Genomic DNA, 14655 nt, shown 5'->3' on the forward strand with positions numbered 1-14655 from the left:
CTCAACCAACTGAATTAACGGCCGTAGCCTTTCAGGTTAGCTTTCTTCAGTGCCGACTCGTACTGACTGGACATCATCAGAGTTTGCACTTGAGCCATAAAGTCCATGATGACGACAACTACGATAAGCAGTGATGTACCGCCAAAGTAGAACGGAACCTTCATCGCATCACGCATGAACTCCGGGATAAGGCAGATAAAGGTAATGTACAGGGCGCCGATTAAGGTCAAACGCGTCATTACTTTATCAATATACTTCGCCGTTTGCTCTCCCGGACGAATTCCCGGTACGAATGCACCAGACTTCTTCAGGTTATCTGCTGTTTCACGTGGGTTGAAAACCAACGCCGTATAGAAGAAACAGAAGAAGATGATTGCAGTCGCATAGAGTAGCACATAAAGCGGCTGTCCTGGCTGCAAATACAGCGAAATTGTTGTCAGCCAGTTCCAACCGGTACCGCCCCCAAACCACGATGCAATCGTTGCCGGGAACAGAATAATGCTGGAAGCAAAAATAGCCGGGATAACACCCGCCATATTCACTTTCAACGGTAAATGTGTGCTCTGTGCAGCGTAAACGCGACGACCCTGCTGACGTTTTGCGTAGTTCACCACAATGCGGCGCTGTCCACGTTCAACGAAAATAACAAAGTAGGTCACTGCGAATACGAGTACTGCAACCAACAGCAACAGAAGGAAGTGCAGGTCGCCTTGCCGCGCTTGCTCGATGGTATGGCCAATGGCCGGCGGAAGACCCGCAACAATACCTGCGAAGATAATGATCGAAATACCGTTACCGATACCCCGCTCAGTAATCTGTTCGCCCAGCCACATCAGGAACATTGTTCCTGAGACCAGACTCACAACAGCGGTAAAGTAGAACGCAAAGCCCGGATTCATCACCAGACCCTGCATCCCTGGCATATTCGGCAGACCGGTAGCAATACCGATCGACTGGAATATGGCCAATACCAACGTACCGTATCGGGTGTACTGGCTAATCTTACGACGGCCAGCCTCCCCTTCTTTCTTAATTTCCGCTAACGCTGGATGAACCACCGTTAATAACTGGATAATGATCGATGCCGAGATATACGGCATGATGCCCAGTGCGAAAATAGAAGCACGGCTGAGAGCACCACCAGAGAACATGTTAAACATTTCAATGATGGTGCCACGCTGTTGCTCAAGCAGTTTGGCAAGTACAGTGGCATCAATACCAGGGATTGGAATAAAAGAGCCAATACGGAAGACAATCAGTGCGCCGATGACAAACAGAAGTCTGCGTTTCAGCTCACCAAAGCCGCCTTTGGCGCTTTGAAAATCTAATCCCGGTTGTTTAGCCATCTGCTACTTATTCCTCGATTTTACCGCCAGCAGCTTCGATTGCAGCACGAGCACCTTTGGTGACACGCAGGCCGCGAACCGTTACCGGTGCAGAAACTTCACCAGACAGAATTACTTTAACGAATTCAATCTGAACACCGACAATGTTGGCTGCTTTCAGCGCGTTCAGGTCGACGATACCGCCTTCAACTTTCGCCAGATCAGACAGACGAATCTCTGTAGTGATCATTGCTTTGCGAGAGGTGAAACCGAACTTCGGCAGACGACGGTACAGAGGCATCTGACCACCTTCGAAACCGCGACGTACGCCACCGCCAGAACGTGAGTTCTGACCTTTGTGACCACGACCACCGGTTTTTCCGAGGCCAGAACCGATACCACGACCCAGACGCTTAGTAGCGTGCTTAGACCCTTCGGCCGGAGACAGAGTATTTAAACGCATCTCTTACTCCTCCACTTTAACCATGTAGGAAACCGCGTTGACCATGCCGCGTACAGCTGGCGTGTCTTCACGCTCTACGGTATGACCAATACGACGCAGACCCAGGCCAACCAGAGTGGCTTTATGCTTAGGCAAGCGGCCGATTGAACTACGGGTTTGAGTGATTTTAATAGTCTTAGCCATCGTGATTACCCCAGAATTTCTTCAACGGATTTACCACGCTTAGCAGCGACCATTTCCGGAGATTTCATATTGCCCAGGCCGTCGATAGTTGCACGAACCACGTTGATCGGGTTAGTAGAACCATAGGCTTTTGCCAGTACGTTATGAACTCCAGCGACTTCCAGAACGGCGCGCATTGCACCACCGGCGATGATACCGGTACCTTCTGAAGCCGGCTGCATGAACACGCGGGAACCCGTGTGTGCACCTTTAACAGGGTGCTGCAGGGTGCCGTTGGTCAGCGCGACGTTAACCATGTTGCGACGGGCTTTCTCCATCGCTTTCTGGATCGCTGCTGGAACTTCACGCGCTTTACCGTAACCAAAACCTACGCGACCGTTACCATCGCCTACCACAGTCAGTGCTGTGAAGGAGAAAATACGACCACCTTTAACAGTTTTAGAAACACGGTTTACCGCGATCAGTTTTTCCTGCAGTTCGCCAGCTTGTTTCTCGATGTGTGCCATCTTAGACCTCTACCTTAGAACTGAAGGCCAGCTTCACGGGCAGCATCTGCCAGTGCCTGGACGCGACCATGATATTGGAAACCGGAACGGTCGAAAGAAACACCTGTGATGCCTTTTTCGATTGCGCGTTCTGCGATAGCTTTACCTACTGCAGCTGCGGCTTCTTTATTACCGGTATACTTCAGTTGTTCAGTGATAGCTTTTTCTACAGTAGAAGCAGCGACCAGAACTTCGGAACCGTTCGGGGCGATTACCTGTGCGTAAATATGACGCGGGGTACGATGTACCACCAGGCGAGTAGCACCCAGCTCTTTGAGCTTGCGACGTGCACGGGTCGCACGACGGATACGAGCAGATTTCTTATCCATAGTGTTACCTTACTTCTTCTTAGCCTCTTTGGTACGCACGACTTCGTCGGCGTAACGGACACCCTTGCCTTTGTAAGGCTCAGGACGACGGTAGGCGCGCAGGTCTGCTGCAACCTGACCAATCAGCTGCTTATCAGCGCCTTTCAGCACGATCTCAGTCTGAGTTGGGCATTCTGCAGTGATACCCGCGGGCAGCTGGTGATCGACTGGATGAGAAAAGCCCAGTGACAGGTTAACCATATCGCCTTTAACGGCAGCACGATAACCTACACCAACCAGCTGCAGCTTCTTAGTGAAGCCTTCGGTAACACCGATAACCATTGCGTTCAGCAGCGCGCGAGAAGTACCCGCCTGCGCCCAGCCGTCAACGAAACCTTCGCGCGGAGCGAAAGTCAGAGCGTTGTCAGCATGCTTAACTTCAACAGCATCATTGATAGTACGAGTCAGCTCGCCGTTTTTACCTTTAATCGAAATTACCTGACCGTCGAGTTTTACCTCTACGCCGGCAGGAACAACGACAGGTGCTTTAGCAACACGAGACATATGTATCCTCCGATTACGCTACGTAGCAGATAATTTCGCCACCAAGACCAGCCTGGCGCGCTGCACGATCAGTCATGACACCTTTGGATGTAGAAACTACAGCGATGCCCATACCAGCCATTACCTTTGGCAGCTCATCTTTTTTCTTATAGATGCGCAGGCCAGGACGGCTTACTCGCTGAATACTTTCTACAACAGCTTTGCCCTGGAAATACTTAAGAGTCAGTTCCAGTTCCAGCTTGATGTCGCCTTCGATTTTGAAATCTTCAATATAACCTTCTTCCTTCAGAACGTTGGCAATTGCCAATTTCAGCTTGGAGGAAGGCATGGTGACCGCAACTTTGTTCGCGGCCTGACCGTTACGGATACGGGTCAGCATATCCGCGATCGGATCTTGCATGCTCATCTGTGTTACTCCCGTGATTCAATTGGTGACAATTACCAGCTAGCCTTTTTCAGGCCCGGGATTTCACCGCGCATGGCGGCTTCGCGGACCTTGATACGGCTCAACCCAAACTTCCGCAGGAAACCGTGCGGACGACCTGTTTGACGGCAGCGGTTACGCTGACGTGAAGGGCTGGAATCACGCGGCAGACTCTGCAGCTTCAGAACAGCATCCCAACGGTCTTCGTCGGAAGCGTTCACATCAGAGATGATCGCTTTCAGTTCAGCGCGTTTAGCGAAGAATTTGTCTGCTAATTTTGCACGTTTAACTTCACGTGCTTTCATAGATTGCTTAGCCATTAAGTAACCCTACCTTACTTACGGAACGGGAAGTCAAAGGCAGCCAGCAGAGCACGGCCTTCATCATCAGATTTCGCAGTAGTGGTAATGGTGATATCCAAACCACGAACGCGATCGACTTTGTCGTAGTCGATTTCTGGGAAGATGATCTGCTCACGTACACCCATGCTGTAGTTGCCACGACCATCGAATGACTTAGCGGACAAGCCACGGAAGTCACGGATACGTGGAACAGCAATGGTGACCAGACGCTCAAAGAACTCCCACATGCGCTCGCCACGCAGAGTTACTTTACAGCCGATCGGATAGCCCTGACGGATTTTGAAGCCTGCAACTGATTTGCGTGCTTTGGTGACCAGCGGTTTTTGACCGGAGATTGCTGCCAGGTCAGCTGCTGCGTTATCCAGCAGTTTCTTGTCAGCGATCGCTTCACCAACACCCATGTTCAGGGTGATCTTCTCGACCCGAGGGACTTGCATGACAGAATTGTAGCCAAACTCTGTCATGAGTTTCTGGACTACTTCGTCTTTGTAGTAATCATGCAGTTTCGCCATCGTACTACTCCAAATTACTTGATAGTTTCGCTGTTAGACTTGAAGAAACGGACTTTTTTGCCGTCTTCGAATCTAAAGCCTACACGGTCAGCCTTACCAGTTGCCGCGTTGAACAGTGCAACGTTAGAAACCTGAATAGCAGCTTCTTTTTCAACGATGCCACCTGGCTGGTTCAGAGCCGGAACCGGCTTCTGATGTTTCTTCACCAGGTTGATACCTTCAACGATGACCTTACCAGAAGACAGGACATTCTTTACCTTACCGCGCTTACCTTTATCTTTACCGGTCAACACGATAACTTCGTCGTTACGACGGATTTTAGCTGCCATTGTTCGCTCCTTAGAGTACTTCTGGTGCCAGAGAGATAATTTTCATGAACTTTTCAGTACGAAGTTCACGAGTTACCGGCCCAAAAATACGCGTACCGATAGGCTGCTCACTGTTATTGTTCAGAATAACGCATGCATTACCATCGAAGCGAATGACAGAACCGTCCGGGCGACGAACACCCTTCCTGGTGCGCACCACTACCGCCTTCAGGACATCACCTTTTTTGACTTTACCACGAGGAATTGCTTCCTTGATGGTAACTTTGATGATGTCACCGACGCCTGCGTAGCGACGGTGCGAGCCACCCAGAACCTTGATACACATTACGCGACGTGCACCGGAGTTGTCGGCGACGTTCAGCATAGTCTGTTCTTGGATCATTTTAGTGCTCCGCTAATGTCAACTACTACTTCGGGACCTAAACCTCAGGTCGTTAGAAAGCCCCATAATTGAGGGCGCGGCATTGTAACACCGGTTCTCACAGATGGGTAGAAAAAATAAACGGCTCTCAATCGAGCCGCTGATTTTCCCTGATGACAGGGAGGGCGTATTCTAGGGAATAGTGCGAACAGTAGCAAATGTAATCTGCCTTATTTTTCGTCGATCCCCAAATAAAGTGCCCTTCTGTCTCAGCCTGCCAGTTTTGTGGCCAGCTGGTTGTGCTGACGCAGCAGCGCTGGCAGTTCAATTCCGGCCAGTTCTCCTTTACGTACCCGGACTTGTCCGTTAATGATGCTGTAAGCCACCTGTCCCGGATTACAGAACACCAGGGCGGCAACCGGATCGTGCCCTGCCCCAGCCAGGCCTGGCCGATTCAGGTCAAACACCGCCAGGTCAGCCATCATGCCAGGCGCGATAGCCCCCACATCATTACGGTTAAGCACTTTTGCACTTCCCAGCGTTGCCAGCTCCAGGGCCTGCCGTGCGGTCATGGCATCCGGGCCAAACCCGACACGCTGCAGCAGCATCGCCTGACGAACCTCGGCCATCATATCTGAGCTGTCATTGGAGGCGGAGCCATCCACGCCAAGACCGACATGCACACCGGCATCACATATATGGCGTATCGGGGCGATGCCTGAGCCGAGCCGCATATTGGAGCAGGGACAATGGGCAATGCCGGTTCCGGTGCGGGCAAAGAGTTCAATACCCTGTGGATCGAGTTTGACGCAGTGAGCATGCCAGACATCCGGACCGACCCAGCCGAGGTCCTCAACATACTGCGCAGGAGTCATATTAAACTTTTCGCGACTGTAGCGGATGTCGCTGTCGTTCTCTGCCAGATGCGTGTGCATCGAGACGCTGAAACTGCGGGCTAGTGCGGCGGACTGCTTCATCAGCTCCCGGCTGACGGAGAATGGCGAACAGGGAGCCACCACGATGCGTAACATCGAACCATGGCTGTCATCGTGATAGCGTTCAATGACCCGCTGCGTATCTTTCAGAATTGCCGCTTCATTCTCCACCAGGCTATCGGGCGGTAAGCCGCCCCGTGATTTCCCCACGCTCATACTGCCCCGGCTTGCATGGAAACGCATTCCCATGTCGGCAGCAGCCTCAATACTGTCATCAAGCTGACAGCCATTTGGATAGACATAGAGATGATCACTGGTGGTCGTGCAGCCAGAGAGTATCAGTTCAGCCATCGACACCTGCGTTGAGATACGAATCATCTCAGGTGTCAGGTTCTGCCAGAGAGGATAGAGGTGAGTCAGCCAGTTAAAGAGTTCGCCATTCTGTACAGCCGGAATGGCGCGGGTCAGGCTCTGATACATATGGTGATGCGTATTGATCAGACCCGGAATCACAATGTGCCCACGCAGATCGATAACCTCATCCGCGCTATCGGGTAGTGTTCCGGCTTCTCCGACCGCCACGATCTGATTTCCTTTGATCAGAACAGAGGCGTTGCGAATTTCCCGACGGTCAGCATCCATGCAAACTACACAGTCGGCGTTCTTCAGTAACAGAGTTCGTTCCATGCTATTGCCTGTAGGTTGATGTTGTGTGCTTTCCGATAATAGCGGCAAGCTTTTGGCAGAGCTAATAGCAGGTAACGCAGCAAACAAAGGTAATTTCAACAGTGACCGCCGTAAGCGATCGGGACTCTCCATTTTCACGGCACATTTCCTTGTACAGTTATGACGACACCGGCCTGTTCAGCCCGATGCATTCAGGCCAGACCGCCTGAAGAGTCGCAGCTTACCGCCGGGAAACTGTTGAATTTGTGCGCACTATCAAATCTGCATGTCCGGGGACACAAATGGATCAATCCCGGGGCAGAGGCAAAAAAAAACCCCCTGCCGAAGCAGAGGGTTTCCTCAGAAAAAACGGTTCTGATTACAGAACGGCTTTCTCAATTACGCGAACCAGGGTCCAGGATTTAGTCTTGGACAGTGGACGGCATTCGCGGATTTCTACCACGTCGCCGATTCCACATTCATTGTTCTCGTCATGGATGTGCAGCTTGGTCGTACGCTTAATGAATTTGCCGTAGATCGGGTGTTTCACGAAACGTTCGATAGCAACAACTGCAGATTTCTGCATTTTGTCACTTACTACACGACCCTGCAGAGTACGGATTTTATCGGTCATTACGAACCCGCCTTCTCAGTCAGTAAAGTCTTAACGCGTGCAACATCACGGCGAACCTGTTTCAGCAGATGAGTCTGCTGCAGTTGGCCAGATGCTGCCTGCATGCGCAGGTTAAATTGCTCACGCAGCAGATTAAGCAGCTCAGTGTTCAGCTCTTCAACGCTTTTTTCACGCAGCTCAGTTGCTTTCATTACATCACCGTCTTAGTTACAAAGGTGGTTTTGATAGGCAGTTTTGCTGCTGCCAGCTTGAATGCTTCACGGGCCAGCTCTTCTGGTACGCCGTCCATTTCATACAGGACTTTACCAGGCTGGATCAGGGCAACCCAATACTCAACGTTACCCTTACCTTTACCCATACGCACTTCCAGCGGCTTCTCGGTGATCGGTTTGTCCGGGAATACTCGGATCCAGATCTTACCTTGACGCTTAACTGCACGGGTCATAGCACGACGTGCTGCTTCGATCTGACGAGCAGTCAGACGACCACGGCCAACAGCTTTCAGACCGAAAGTACCGAAGCTAACATCCGTACCCTGCGCCAGACCGCGGTTGCGGCCTTTGTGCACCTTACGGAATTTTGTACGCTTTGGTTGTAACATCAGCGACTCTCCTTACTTACGGCCTTTACGCTGCTGCTTTTTAGGTTGAGCAGCCGGTTCCGGTTGTTCAACAGCAGCCATACCACCCAGGATCTCACCTTTGAAGATCCATACCTTAACGCCGATTACACCATAAGTGGTGTGCGCTTCAGAGGTGTTGTAGTCAATGTCAGCACGCAGAGTGTGCAACGGTACGCGACCTTCACGATACCATTCGGTACGTGCGATCTCGGCGCCGCCCAGACGGCCGCTAACTTCGACTTTAATACCCTTCGCGCCAAGACGCATGGCGTTCTGAACCGCACGCTTCATAGCACGACGGAACATCACACGACGCTCCAGCTGTGAAGTGATGCTGTCAGCAACCAGTTTTGCGTCCAGTTCCGGCTTGCGGACTTCGGCGATATTGATCTGTGCAGGAACGCCAGCGATGTTCGCGACGACCGTGCGCAGTTTTTCTACGTCTTCGCCTTTCTTACCGATAACGATGCCAGGACGAGCGGTGTGAATAGTCACACGGATGCTCTTAGCTGGACGCTCGATAACGATACGAGAGACAGACGCTTTAGCCAGTTCTTTAGTCAAAAACTGACGGACTTTAAAATCGCTGTCCAGGTTGTCAGCGAATTCTTTGGTGTTCGCAAACCAGGTAGAGTTCCATGGTTTTACAATACCCAGGCGAATACCATTAGGATGTACTTTCTGACCCATTGCTAGTCTCCAGAGTCTCAGCGATCGGACACAACCACAGTAATGTGGCTGGTGCGCTTCAGGATGCGATCTGCACGACCTTTGGCACGCGGCATAATGCGTTTCATGGTCGGACCTTCATCAACGAAAATTTTCGTGATTTTCAGATCGTCGATATCAGCGCCATCGTTGTGTTCGGCGTTAGCAATGGCAGATTCCAGAACTTTCTTGACCAGTACAGCCGCTTTCTTGTTGGTGTAGGTCAAAATGTCCAGTGCCTGCGACACTTTCTTACCGCGAATCAGGTCAGCAACAAGGCGAACCTTCTGAGCAGAAGAACGAGCGTGGCGATGTTGAGCTAAAGTTTCCATCTCTTCCTCCTACTTATTTCTTCTTGGCTTTTTTATCAGCCGCGTGACCGCGATAAGTACGTGTCGGCGCGAATTCACCCAGTTTGTGACCAACCATTTCGTCGGAAACAAAGACAGGAACGTGCTGACGACCATTATGGACAGCGATGGTCAAACCGATCATGTTAGGAAAGATCGTTGAACGACGGGACCAAGTGCGCAAAGGCTTCTTGTCACCGCTTTCCACCGCTTTCTCTACCTTCTTCAGCAAGTGCAGGTCAATAAAAGGACCTTTCTTGAGAGAACGTGGCATGGCTTATCCTCTAATATTATTTGCTACGGCGACGTACGATAAATTTATCAGTACGCTTGTTGCTACGGGTCTTCTTACCTTTGGTCTGAACGCCCCACGGAGAAACCGGGTGCTTACCAAAGTTACGACCTTCACCACCACCGTGCGGGTGATCAACTGGGTTCATCGCGGTACCACGAACGGTCGGACGAACACCACGCCAACGGGCTGCACCAGCTTTACCCAGAACGCGCAGCATATGCTCAGCGTTGCCGACTTCGCCCAGTGTTGCGCGGCAGTCAGACTCGACTTTACGCATTTCACCTGAACGCAGACGCAGGGTAACGTAAGAACCTTCACGCGCAACGATCTGCACGTAAGCACCGGCTGAGCGAGCAATCTGACCGCCTTTGCCTGGTTTCATTTCTACGTTATGCACGGTTGAACCCACCGGGATGTTACGCATCGGCAGTGTGTTACCTGCTTTGATCGCAGCATCAACGCCAGACTGAATCTGGTCGCCGGCTTTCAGGCCTTTAGGGGCCAGGATGTAACGGCGTTCGCCGTCTTTGTACAGAACCAGTGCGATGTTCGCAGAGCGGTTCGGATCGTACTCAAGACGTTCAACAACTGCCGGGATACCGTCTTTGTTGCGTTTGAAGTCAACAATACGATAAGCCTGCTTGTGACCACCACCGATATGACGGGTAGTGATACGACCATTGTTGTTACGGCCACCGGATTTGCTGTTTTTTTCTACCAGCGGGGCAAATGGTTTGCCCTTGTGCAGCTCCGCGTTTACCACTTTAACTACATGGCGACGACCCGGAGATGTCGGTTTACATTTAACAACTGCCATTGTCTTTCTCCTCCGACTTACTCAGCGCCGCCAGCGAAGTCCAGATTCTGGCCTTCTTTCAGGGTGACGTAAGCTTTTTTCCAGTCGCTACGACGACCGATACGCTGTCCTTGACGCTTAACTTTGCCCTTAACAACCAGGGTGTTTACGTCTTTAACTTCTACTTCGAACAGTTTCTCAACAGCAGCAACGATCTCTGCTTTGGTCGCGTCATTAGCAACTTTGAGAACGATGGTATTGGTTTTTTCCATCGCGCTAGATGCTTTTTCAGATACGTGCGGCGCGCGCAGTACTTTCAGCAGACGTTCTTCACGGATCATGCCAGCATCTCCTCAACTTGCTTAACTGCATCAGCAGTCATAACGACTTTGTCGAAGGCGATCAGGCTAACTGGATCGATACCAGATGCATCACGCACGTCAACCTTGTACAGGTTACGCGCAGCCAGGAACAGATTCTCATCCAGTTCACCGGTGATGATCAGCACGTCTTCCAGCGCCATGTCTTTCAGTTTCTGTACCAGCAGCTTGGTTTTCGGCGCTTCTACAGCAAATGATTCGACAACGATCAGACGGTCCTGACGTACCAGTTCGGACAGGATGCTTTTCAGCGCGCCGCGGTACATCTTTTTGTTAACTTTTTGACTGTGGTCTTGTGGCTTAGCAGCAAAGGTCACGCCACCTGAACGCCAGATCGGGCTCTTTACAGAACCTGAACGCGCACGGCCGGTGCCTTTCTGACGCCATGGCTTTTTGCCTGAACCGGTTACTTCAGCGCGAGTTTTCTGCGCGCGAGTTCCCTGGCGGGCGCCTGATGCGTAAGCAACAACAACCTGGTGAACCAGCGCTTCGTTGAAATCACGACCGAAGGTAGTTTCGGAAACAGTCAGCGCGCTCTGCGCGTCTTTCAATACTAATTCCATTGCTATCCCCTTACGCCTTCACAGCTGGTTTAACGATCAGGTCGCTACCGGTAGCACCGGGAACTGCACCTTTAACCAGCAGCAGGTTGCGCTCAGCGTCAACACGTACTACGTCCAGGCTCTGAACTGTTACGCGCTCATTACCCAGCTGACCTGCCATTTTCTTGCCTTTGAACACTTTGCCCGGAGTCTGGTTCTGACCGATAGAACCCGGAACGCGGTGAGACAAGGAGTTACCGTGAGTAGCGTCCTGGGTACGGAAGTTCCAGCGCTTAACGGTACCGGCGAAACCTTTACCTTTAGAGGTGCCAGTTACGTCTACTTTTTTAACGTCAGCGAAAATTTCAACGCTGATGCTCTGACCTACAGAATACTCGTCACCTTCAGCGGTGCGGAATTCCCACAGGCCACGGCCAGCTTCAACGCCAGCTTTAGCAAAATGACCAGCTTCAGGTTTGGTCACACGGTTTGCTTTTTTAGCACCGGTGGTAACCTGAATTGCCTGGTAACCATCGTTCTCCAGGCCTTTGACCTGAGTAACGCGGTTCGCTTCAACTTCGATTACGGTTACTGGGATAGAAACGCCATCTTCAGTGAAGATGCGGGTCATACCCACTTTTTTACCGACTAAACCAATCATTGTTTCAACCTCTCAATCGCTCGATGACCTGATTAACCCAGGCTGATCTGCACGTCAACACCGGCAGCCAGATCCAGACGCATCAGAGCATCAACCGTTTTCTCGGTTGGCTCAACGATGTCTACCAGACGCTTGTGAGTGCGGATTTCGTACTGATCACGCGCATCTTTGTTGACGTGCGGAGAGATCAGAACGGTAAAACGCTCTTTGCGGGTTGGCAGCGGGATTGGACCACGAACCTGCGCACCAGTGCGCTTGGCAGTCTCAACGATTTCCGCGGTTGATTGATCGATCAGACGATGATCAAACGCTTTAAGACGGATACGGATTCTTTGGTTCTGCATGAGACCAGAGCTCCAAACTTTTTATAGACGAAAAAAATTACTACTCGAACCCATTACGATTGATGGGAGAGTGTAATCGTTCAGCATATAACTCCCCAATTGGGAGTATTGTCAGGCGGCCTAACGGTCAGCCGTCTGCGATTCTGCTCGAATCGCGCCTGCAATATCTGCAGGCCCGCGCATTATACGTAATTCTGTTCAGGAAGCAACCCGTGCTGGCATTTTCGCTGTTAATTAGTGGCCGGGTCATGAGGCATACATCGCACAGACCTGTCTAATGACTGACAGGGGGTGAATCAGGTTGTGAACAGGGTTCCGCAAGCTGGCATATACGGGCGACACGGGGTGTAAAAGCGGTGAAAGTATGGCCGACCGTTTAGCCGGAGCCCGAAGATGACCTTAATCCTGATTCAGTTAGCCGCCCTGGCTGGGGGAGGTGCGCTGGGCAGCTTTCTTTCGCTGGCCTGCGCACGCTTCACCCCTGCCCTTTCTCCCACCCGATGGTGTGCCGCGCTCTGTTTTCCCGGCTCGCACTGTCCCCACTGCCGCCAGCCTCTGTTATGGCGCGATACGCTGCCGCTGATCAGCTGGGCTGCCTTAAAAGGCCGTTGTCGCTTCTGCTCTTACTCATTTAGCGCAGAGAGTGTAGTCATGGAATGGCTGGTTGCCAGCCTGAGCCTGCTTGTACTGCTAAGCTTCGATAGCCTGACTGATGCGCTGTTTATTCTTACGGCGGCCTCTCTGTTGATGATGGTGGCCCTGATTGACCGTCGCCATCTCTGCATACCTGACCCGCTCAATTATCTGTTGCTCTGGCTGGGGTTAATTCATGCAACACTGGCAGGCACCGAAACCCCGGCGATATGGGGTGCACTTTCGGGCTACGTTGCCCTGTGGTTGCTTGCCCAGGGCTACCGACTGGTCAGGGGGTATGAGGGATTAGGATATGGTGATATGAAGCTTTTCGCCGCGCTGGGGGCCTGCTGTGGCTGGCAGGGATTGCCCTGGATTGCACTGGGTGCCACTCTGCTGGCGCTGGCAGGCGTGTTGATGCTGCAATTGCGTGGCCGGACGCAGGGCGTCAGCCCGCTGCCTTTTGGCCCTTTCCTGGCCATTGCGGGCTGGGTCACTCTCGTCCTGCAGACGCGGTTCACGCTTCTTTGATCTGAGCCTGCAGGTAGTTCTGGATCCCCATCATCCGGATGAGCTCAAGCTCCGTCTCAATCCAGTCGATGTGATGCTCCTCATCTGCCAGGATTTCAATCATCATGTCACGGCTGACATAGTCATGAACTTTGTCCGCATAGGCGATCGCTTCACGAAGATCTTTGGCGCCGTCCAGCTCCAGATTGAGATCTGAACTCAGCATTTCCTCAACGTCCTCACCGATGCGCAGCCGGCCCAGATCCTGCAGATTCGGGATCCCTTCCAGAAAAAGAATGCGCTCGATGTATTTGTCGGCATGCTTCATCTCATCGATCGATTCGTGATACTCCACATCATTGAGGCGCATCAGCCCCCAGTTTTTAAACATCCGCGCATGCAAAAAATACTGGTTTATAGCAACCAGTTCATTTCCAAGCAGTTTATTGAGATGACTGATAATTTTGATATCGCCCTTCATTGTTAACCCTCCACGTCTGCTTTATCAGATCGTAGATGTGATTAAAAAGAAGTCAAAAAAACGCGACAGATATTGTGGGTATTCGCACACGCAGTGTGTCAGGCGATCTCTTTATAGAGTGGCGGATGCTGCATCTCTTCATCCATGATTTCCCGCGCGGCGCGCAGACATTTGCCGCACTGTTTGCCGACCGGTACAAAATGACGCAGTTGCTGGATAGATTTGGGCTGATAGCGCCGTACTACTTCACGAAGGGTTTTATCACTGATGGCATTACACAGGCAGACGTACATTCTTTCATCACTCAAGACCATTTTCTGTACACAGTGTAAATGCGAATCGTTTTTATTACAAACCTACCCTTTGCAGGGTTATGACGCTCTTCAGGCAAAAAAAAAGAGCACCGAAGTGCTCTTTTCTTTGTGTTGCAGTGGCCGTTTGCACGACCACAGCAGATATCACAATTAAGCGATAACTTTAGCAACAACACCCGCGCCAACGGTACGGCCGCCTTCGCGGATTGCGAAGCGCAGACCTTCGTCCATTGCGATTGGGTGGATCAGGGTAACAACCATTTTGATGTTGTCGCCTGGCATTACCATTTCAACGCCTTCTGGCAGCTCTACTGAACCGGTCACGTCAGTGGTACGGAAGTAGAACTGTGGACGGTAGCCCTTGAAGAACGGAGTATGGCGGCCACCTTCGTCTTTAGACAGAACGTA

Annotated in this window: 26 protein-coding genes and 1 pseudogene; 1 reads left to right on the plus strand and 26 read right to left on the minus strand. The window is 51.5% G+C overall.

The features are described 5' to 3' along the window. Positions 1-14 precede the first annotated feature (14 nt). The 23 genes from secY to rpsJ all read right to left on the minus strand — a co-directional run bounded on the left by secY (position 15) and on the right by rpsJ (position 12309). Entirely contained in the window at positions 15-1346 is a 1332-nt protein-coding gene (gene secY, locus HFD97_RS21425; protein WP_009087577.1) for a preprotein translocase subunit SecY, read from the minus strand. A gap of 7 nt (positions 1347-1353) precedes the next feature. Beyond that, positions 1354-1788 carry a 50S ribosomal protein L15 gene (gene rplO / locus HFD97_RS21430; protein WP_009087579.1) on the minus strand — a complete coding sequence of 145 codons (435 nt, stop codon included), beginning with the start codon at positions 1786-1788 and terminating at the stop codon, positions 1354-1356. Between the two features lie 3 nt (positions 1789-1791). Continuing rightward, the gene (rpmD, locus tag HFD97_RS21435) at positions 1792-1971 is read right to left on the minus strand and encodes a 50S ribosomal protein L30 (protein ID WP_003850166.1); all 180 of its coding nucleotides are present in this window, start codon (positions 1969-1971) and stop codon (positions 1792-1794) included. Positions 1972-1976: 5 nt separating this feature from the next. Then, positions 1977-2477: a 30S ribosomal protein S5 gene (rpsE, locus tag HFD97_RS21440; protein WP_003850164.1), complete on the minus strand. Its 501-nt coding sequence runs from the start codon at positions 2475-2477 to the stop codon at positions 1977-1979. Between the two features lie 14 nt (positions 2478-2491). Further along, positions 2492-2845: a 50S ribosomal protein L18 gene (gene rplR, locus HFD97_RS21445; protein ID WP_003850163.1), complete on the minus strand. Its 354-nt coding sequence runs from the start codon at positions 2843-2845 to the stop codon at positions 2492-2494. Between the two features lie 9 nt (positions 2846-2854). Next, complete coding sequence (gene rplF / locus HFD97_RS21450) at positions 2855-3388, minus strand: 50S ribosomal protein L6 (protein ID WP_009087581.1); 534 nt, start codon at positions 3386-3388, stop codon at positions 2855-2857. 13 nt (positions 3389-3401) lie between these two features. Then, on the minus strand, positions 3402-3794 hold the full coding sequence (rpsH, locus tag HFD97_RS21455) for a 30S ribosomal protein S8 (protein ID WP_003850158.1): 393 nt from the start codon (positions 3792-3794) through the stop codon (positions 3402-3404). A gap of 32 nt (positions 3795-3826) precedes the next feature. Beyond that, entirely contained in the window at positions 3827-4132 is a 306-nt protein-coding gene (gene rpsN / locus HFD97_RS21460) for a 30S ribosomal protein S14 (RefSeq protein WP_008927132.1), read from the minus strand. A gap of 14 nt (positions 4133-4146) precedes the next feature. Further along, positions 4147-4686: a 50S ribosomal protein L5 gene (rplE, locus tag HFD97_RS21465; protein ID WP_003850155.1), complete on the minus strand. Its 540-nt coding sequence runs from the start codon at positions 4684-4686 to the stop codon at positions 4147-4149. 14 nt (positions 4687-4700) lie between these two features. Then, complete coding sequence (gene rplX / locus HFD97_RS21470; RefSeq protein WP_003850150.1) at positions 4701-5015, minus strand: 50S ribosomal protein L24; 315 nt, start codon at positions 5013-5015, stop codon at positions 4701-4703. Positions 5016-5025: 10 nt separating this feature from the next. Then, the gene (rplN, locus tag HFD97_RS21475) at positions 5026-5397 is read right to left on the minus strand and encodes a 50S ribosomal protein L14 (protein WP_006120590.1); all 372 of its coding nucleotides are present in this window, start codon (positions 5395-5397) and stop codon (positions 5026-5028) included. A gap of 248 nt (positions 5398-5645) precedes the next feature. Next, complete coding sequence (locus HFD97_RS21480; RefSeq protein ID WP_167432497.1) at positions 5646-6998, minus strand: 8-oxoguanine deaminase; 1353 nt, start codon at positions 6996-6998, stop codon at positions 5646-5648. Between the two features lie 358 nt (positions 6999-7356). After that, positions 7357-7611, minus strand: a complete 255-nt coding sequence (gene rpsQ, locus HFD97_RS21485) for a 30S ribosomal protein S17 (protein WP_003850147.1) — start codon at positions 7609-7611, stop codon at positions 7357-7359. Next, positions 7611-7802 (minus strand): 50S ribosomal protein L29, encoded by a 192-nt coding sequence (rpmC, locus tag HFD97_RS21490; protein WP_003850146.1) that lies wholly within the window; start codon positions 7800-7802, stop codon positions 7611-7613. Before rpmC ends, rpsQ begins: the two co-directional genes overlap by 1 nt. After that, on the minus strand, positions 7802-8212 hold the full coding sequence (gene rplP / locus HFD97_RS21495; protein ID WP_002438716.1) for a 50S ribosomal protein L16: 411 nt from the start codon (positions 8210-8212) through the stop codon (positions 7802-7804). The genes rpmC and rplP overlap by 1 nt, the downstream gene beginning before the upstream one ends. A 12-nt stretch (positions 8213-8224) precedes the next feature. Next, positions 8225-8923: a 30S ribosomal protein S3 gene (rpsC, locus tag HFD97_RS21500; RefSeq protein ID WP_009087585.1), complete on the minus strand. Its 699-nt coding sequence runs from the start codon at positions 8921-8923 to the stop codon at positions 8225-8227. A 17-nt stretch (positions 8924-8940) separates the two neighbouring features. After that, complete coding sequence (gene rplV / locus HFD97_RS21505) at positions 8941-9273, minus strand: 50S ribosomal protein L22 (RefSeq protein WP_008927136.1); 333 nt, start codon at positions 9271-9273, stop codon at positions 8941-8943. Positions 9274-9286: 13 nt separating this feature from the next. Continuing rightward, positions 9287-9565 (minus strand): 30S ribosomal protein S19, encoded by a 279-nt coding sequence (gene rpsS / locus HFD97_RS21510; RefSeq protein WP_001138115.1) that lies wholly within the window; start codon positions 9563-9565, stop codon positions 9287-9289. Between the two features lie 16 nt (positions 9566-9581). After that, complete coding sequence (gene rplB / locus HFD97_RS21515; RefSeq protein WP_009087588.1) at positions 9582-10403, minus strand: 50S ribosomal protein L2; 822 nt, start codon at positions 10401-10403, stop codon at positions 9582-9584. A gap of 17 nt (positions 10404-10420) precedes the next feature. Next, positions 10421-10723: a 50S ribosomal protein L23 gene (gene rplW, locus HFD97_RS21520; protein WP_003850708.1), complete on the minus strand. Its 303-nt coding sequence runs from the start codon at positions 10721-10723 to the stop codon at positions 10421-10423. Then, a complete protein-coding gene (gene rplD / locus HFD97_RS21525) occupies positions 10720-11325 on the minus strand; it encodes a 50S ribosomal protein L4 (protein ID WP_009087590.1) in 606 nt (201 codons plus the stop codon). Before rplD ends, rplW begins: the two co-directional genes overlap by 4 nt. A 10-nt stretch (positions 11326-11335) precedes the next feature. Next, positions 11336-11965, minus strand: a complete 630-nt coding sequence (gene rplC / locus HFD97_RS21530; RefSeq protein WP_006120583.1) for a 50S ribosomal protein L3 — start codon at positions 11963-11965, stop codon at positions 11336-11338. Positions 11966-11997: 32 nt separating this feature from the next. After that, the gene (rpsJ, locus tag HFD97_RS21535) at positions 11998-12309 is read right to left on the minus strand and encodes a 30S ribosomal protein S10 (RefSeq protein WP_001181005.1); all 312 of its coding nucleotides are present in this window, start codon (positions 12307-12309) and stop codon (positions 11998-12000) included. 393 nt (positions 12310-12702) lie between these two features. Between rpsJ and HFD97_RS21540 the strand changes: the two genes are divergently transcribed. Further along, a complete protein-coding gene (locus tag HFD97_RS21540) occupies positions 12703-13473 on the plus strand; it encodes an A24 family peptidase (protein WP_150030463.1) in 771 nt (256 codons plus the stop codon). On the opposite strand, the gene bfr is transcribed toward HFD97_RS21540, so the two are convergent. The 3 genes and pseudogenes from bfr to tuf all read right to left on the minus strand — a co-directional run. Next, complete coding sequence (bfr, locus tag HFD97_RS21545; RefSeq protein WP_167432498.1) at positions 13460-13933, minus strand: bacterioferritin; 474 nt, start codon at positions 13931-13933, stop codon at positions 13460-13462. The genes HFD97_RS21540 and bfr overlap by 14 nt on opposite strands. A 98-nt stretch (positions 13934-14031) precedes the next feature. Further along, on the minus strand, positions 14032-14226 hold the full coding sequence (bfd, locus tag HFD97_RS21550) for a bacterioferritin-associated ferredoxin (protein ID WP_009087597.1): 195 nt from the start codon (positions 14224-14226) through the stop codon (positions 14032-14034). A 171-nt stretch (positions 14227-14397) separates the two neighbouring features. Continuing rightward, positions 14398-14655: pseudogene (tuf, locus tag HFD97_RS21555) on the minus strand (elongation factor Tu); the annotation flags it as partial.

Origin of the sequence: Pantoea sp. EKM103V (assembly GCF_011800365.1) — a bacterium.
GTDB classification, from domain to species: domain Bacteria; phylum Pseudomonadota; class Gammaproteobacteria; order Enterobacterales; family Enterobacteriaceae; genus Pantoea; species Pantoea anthophila.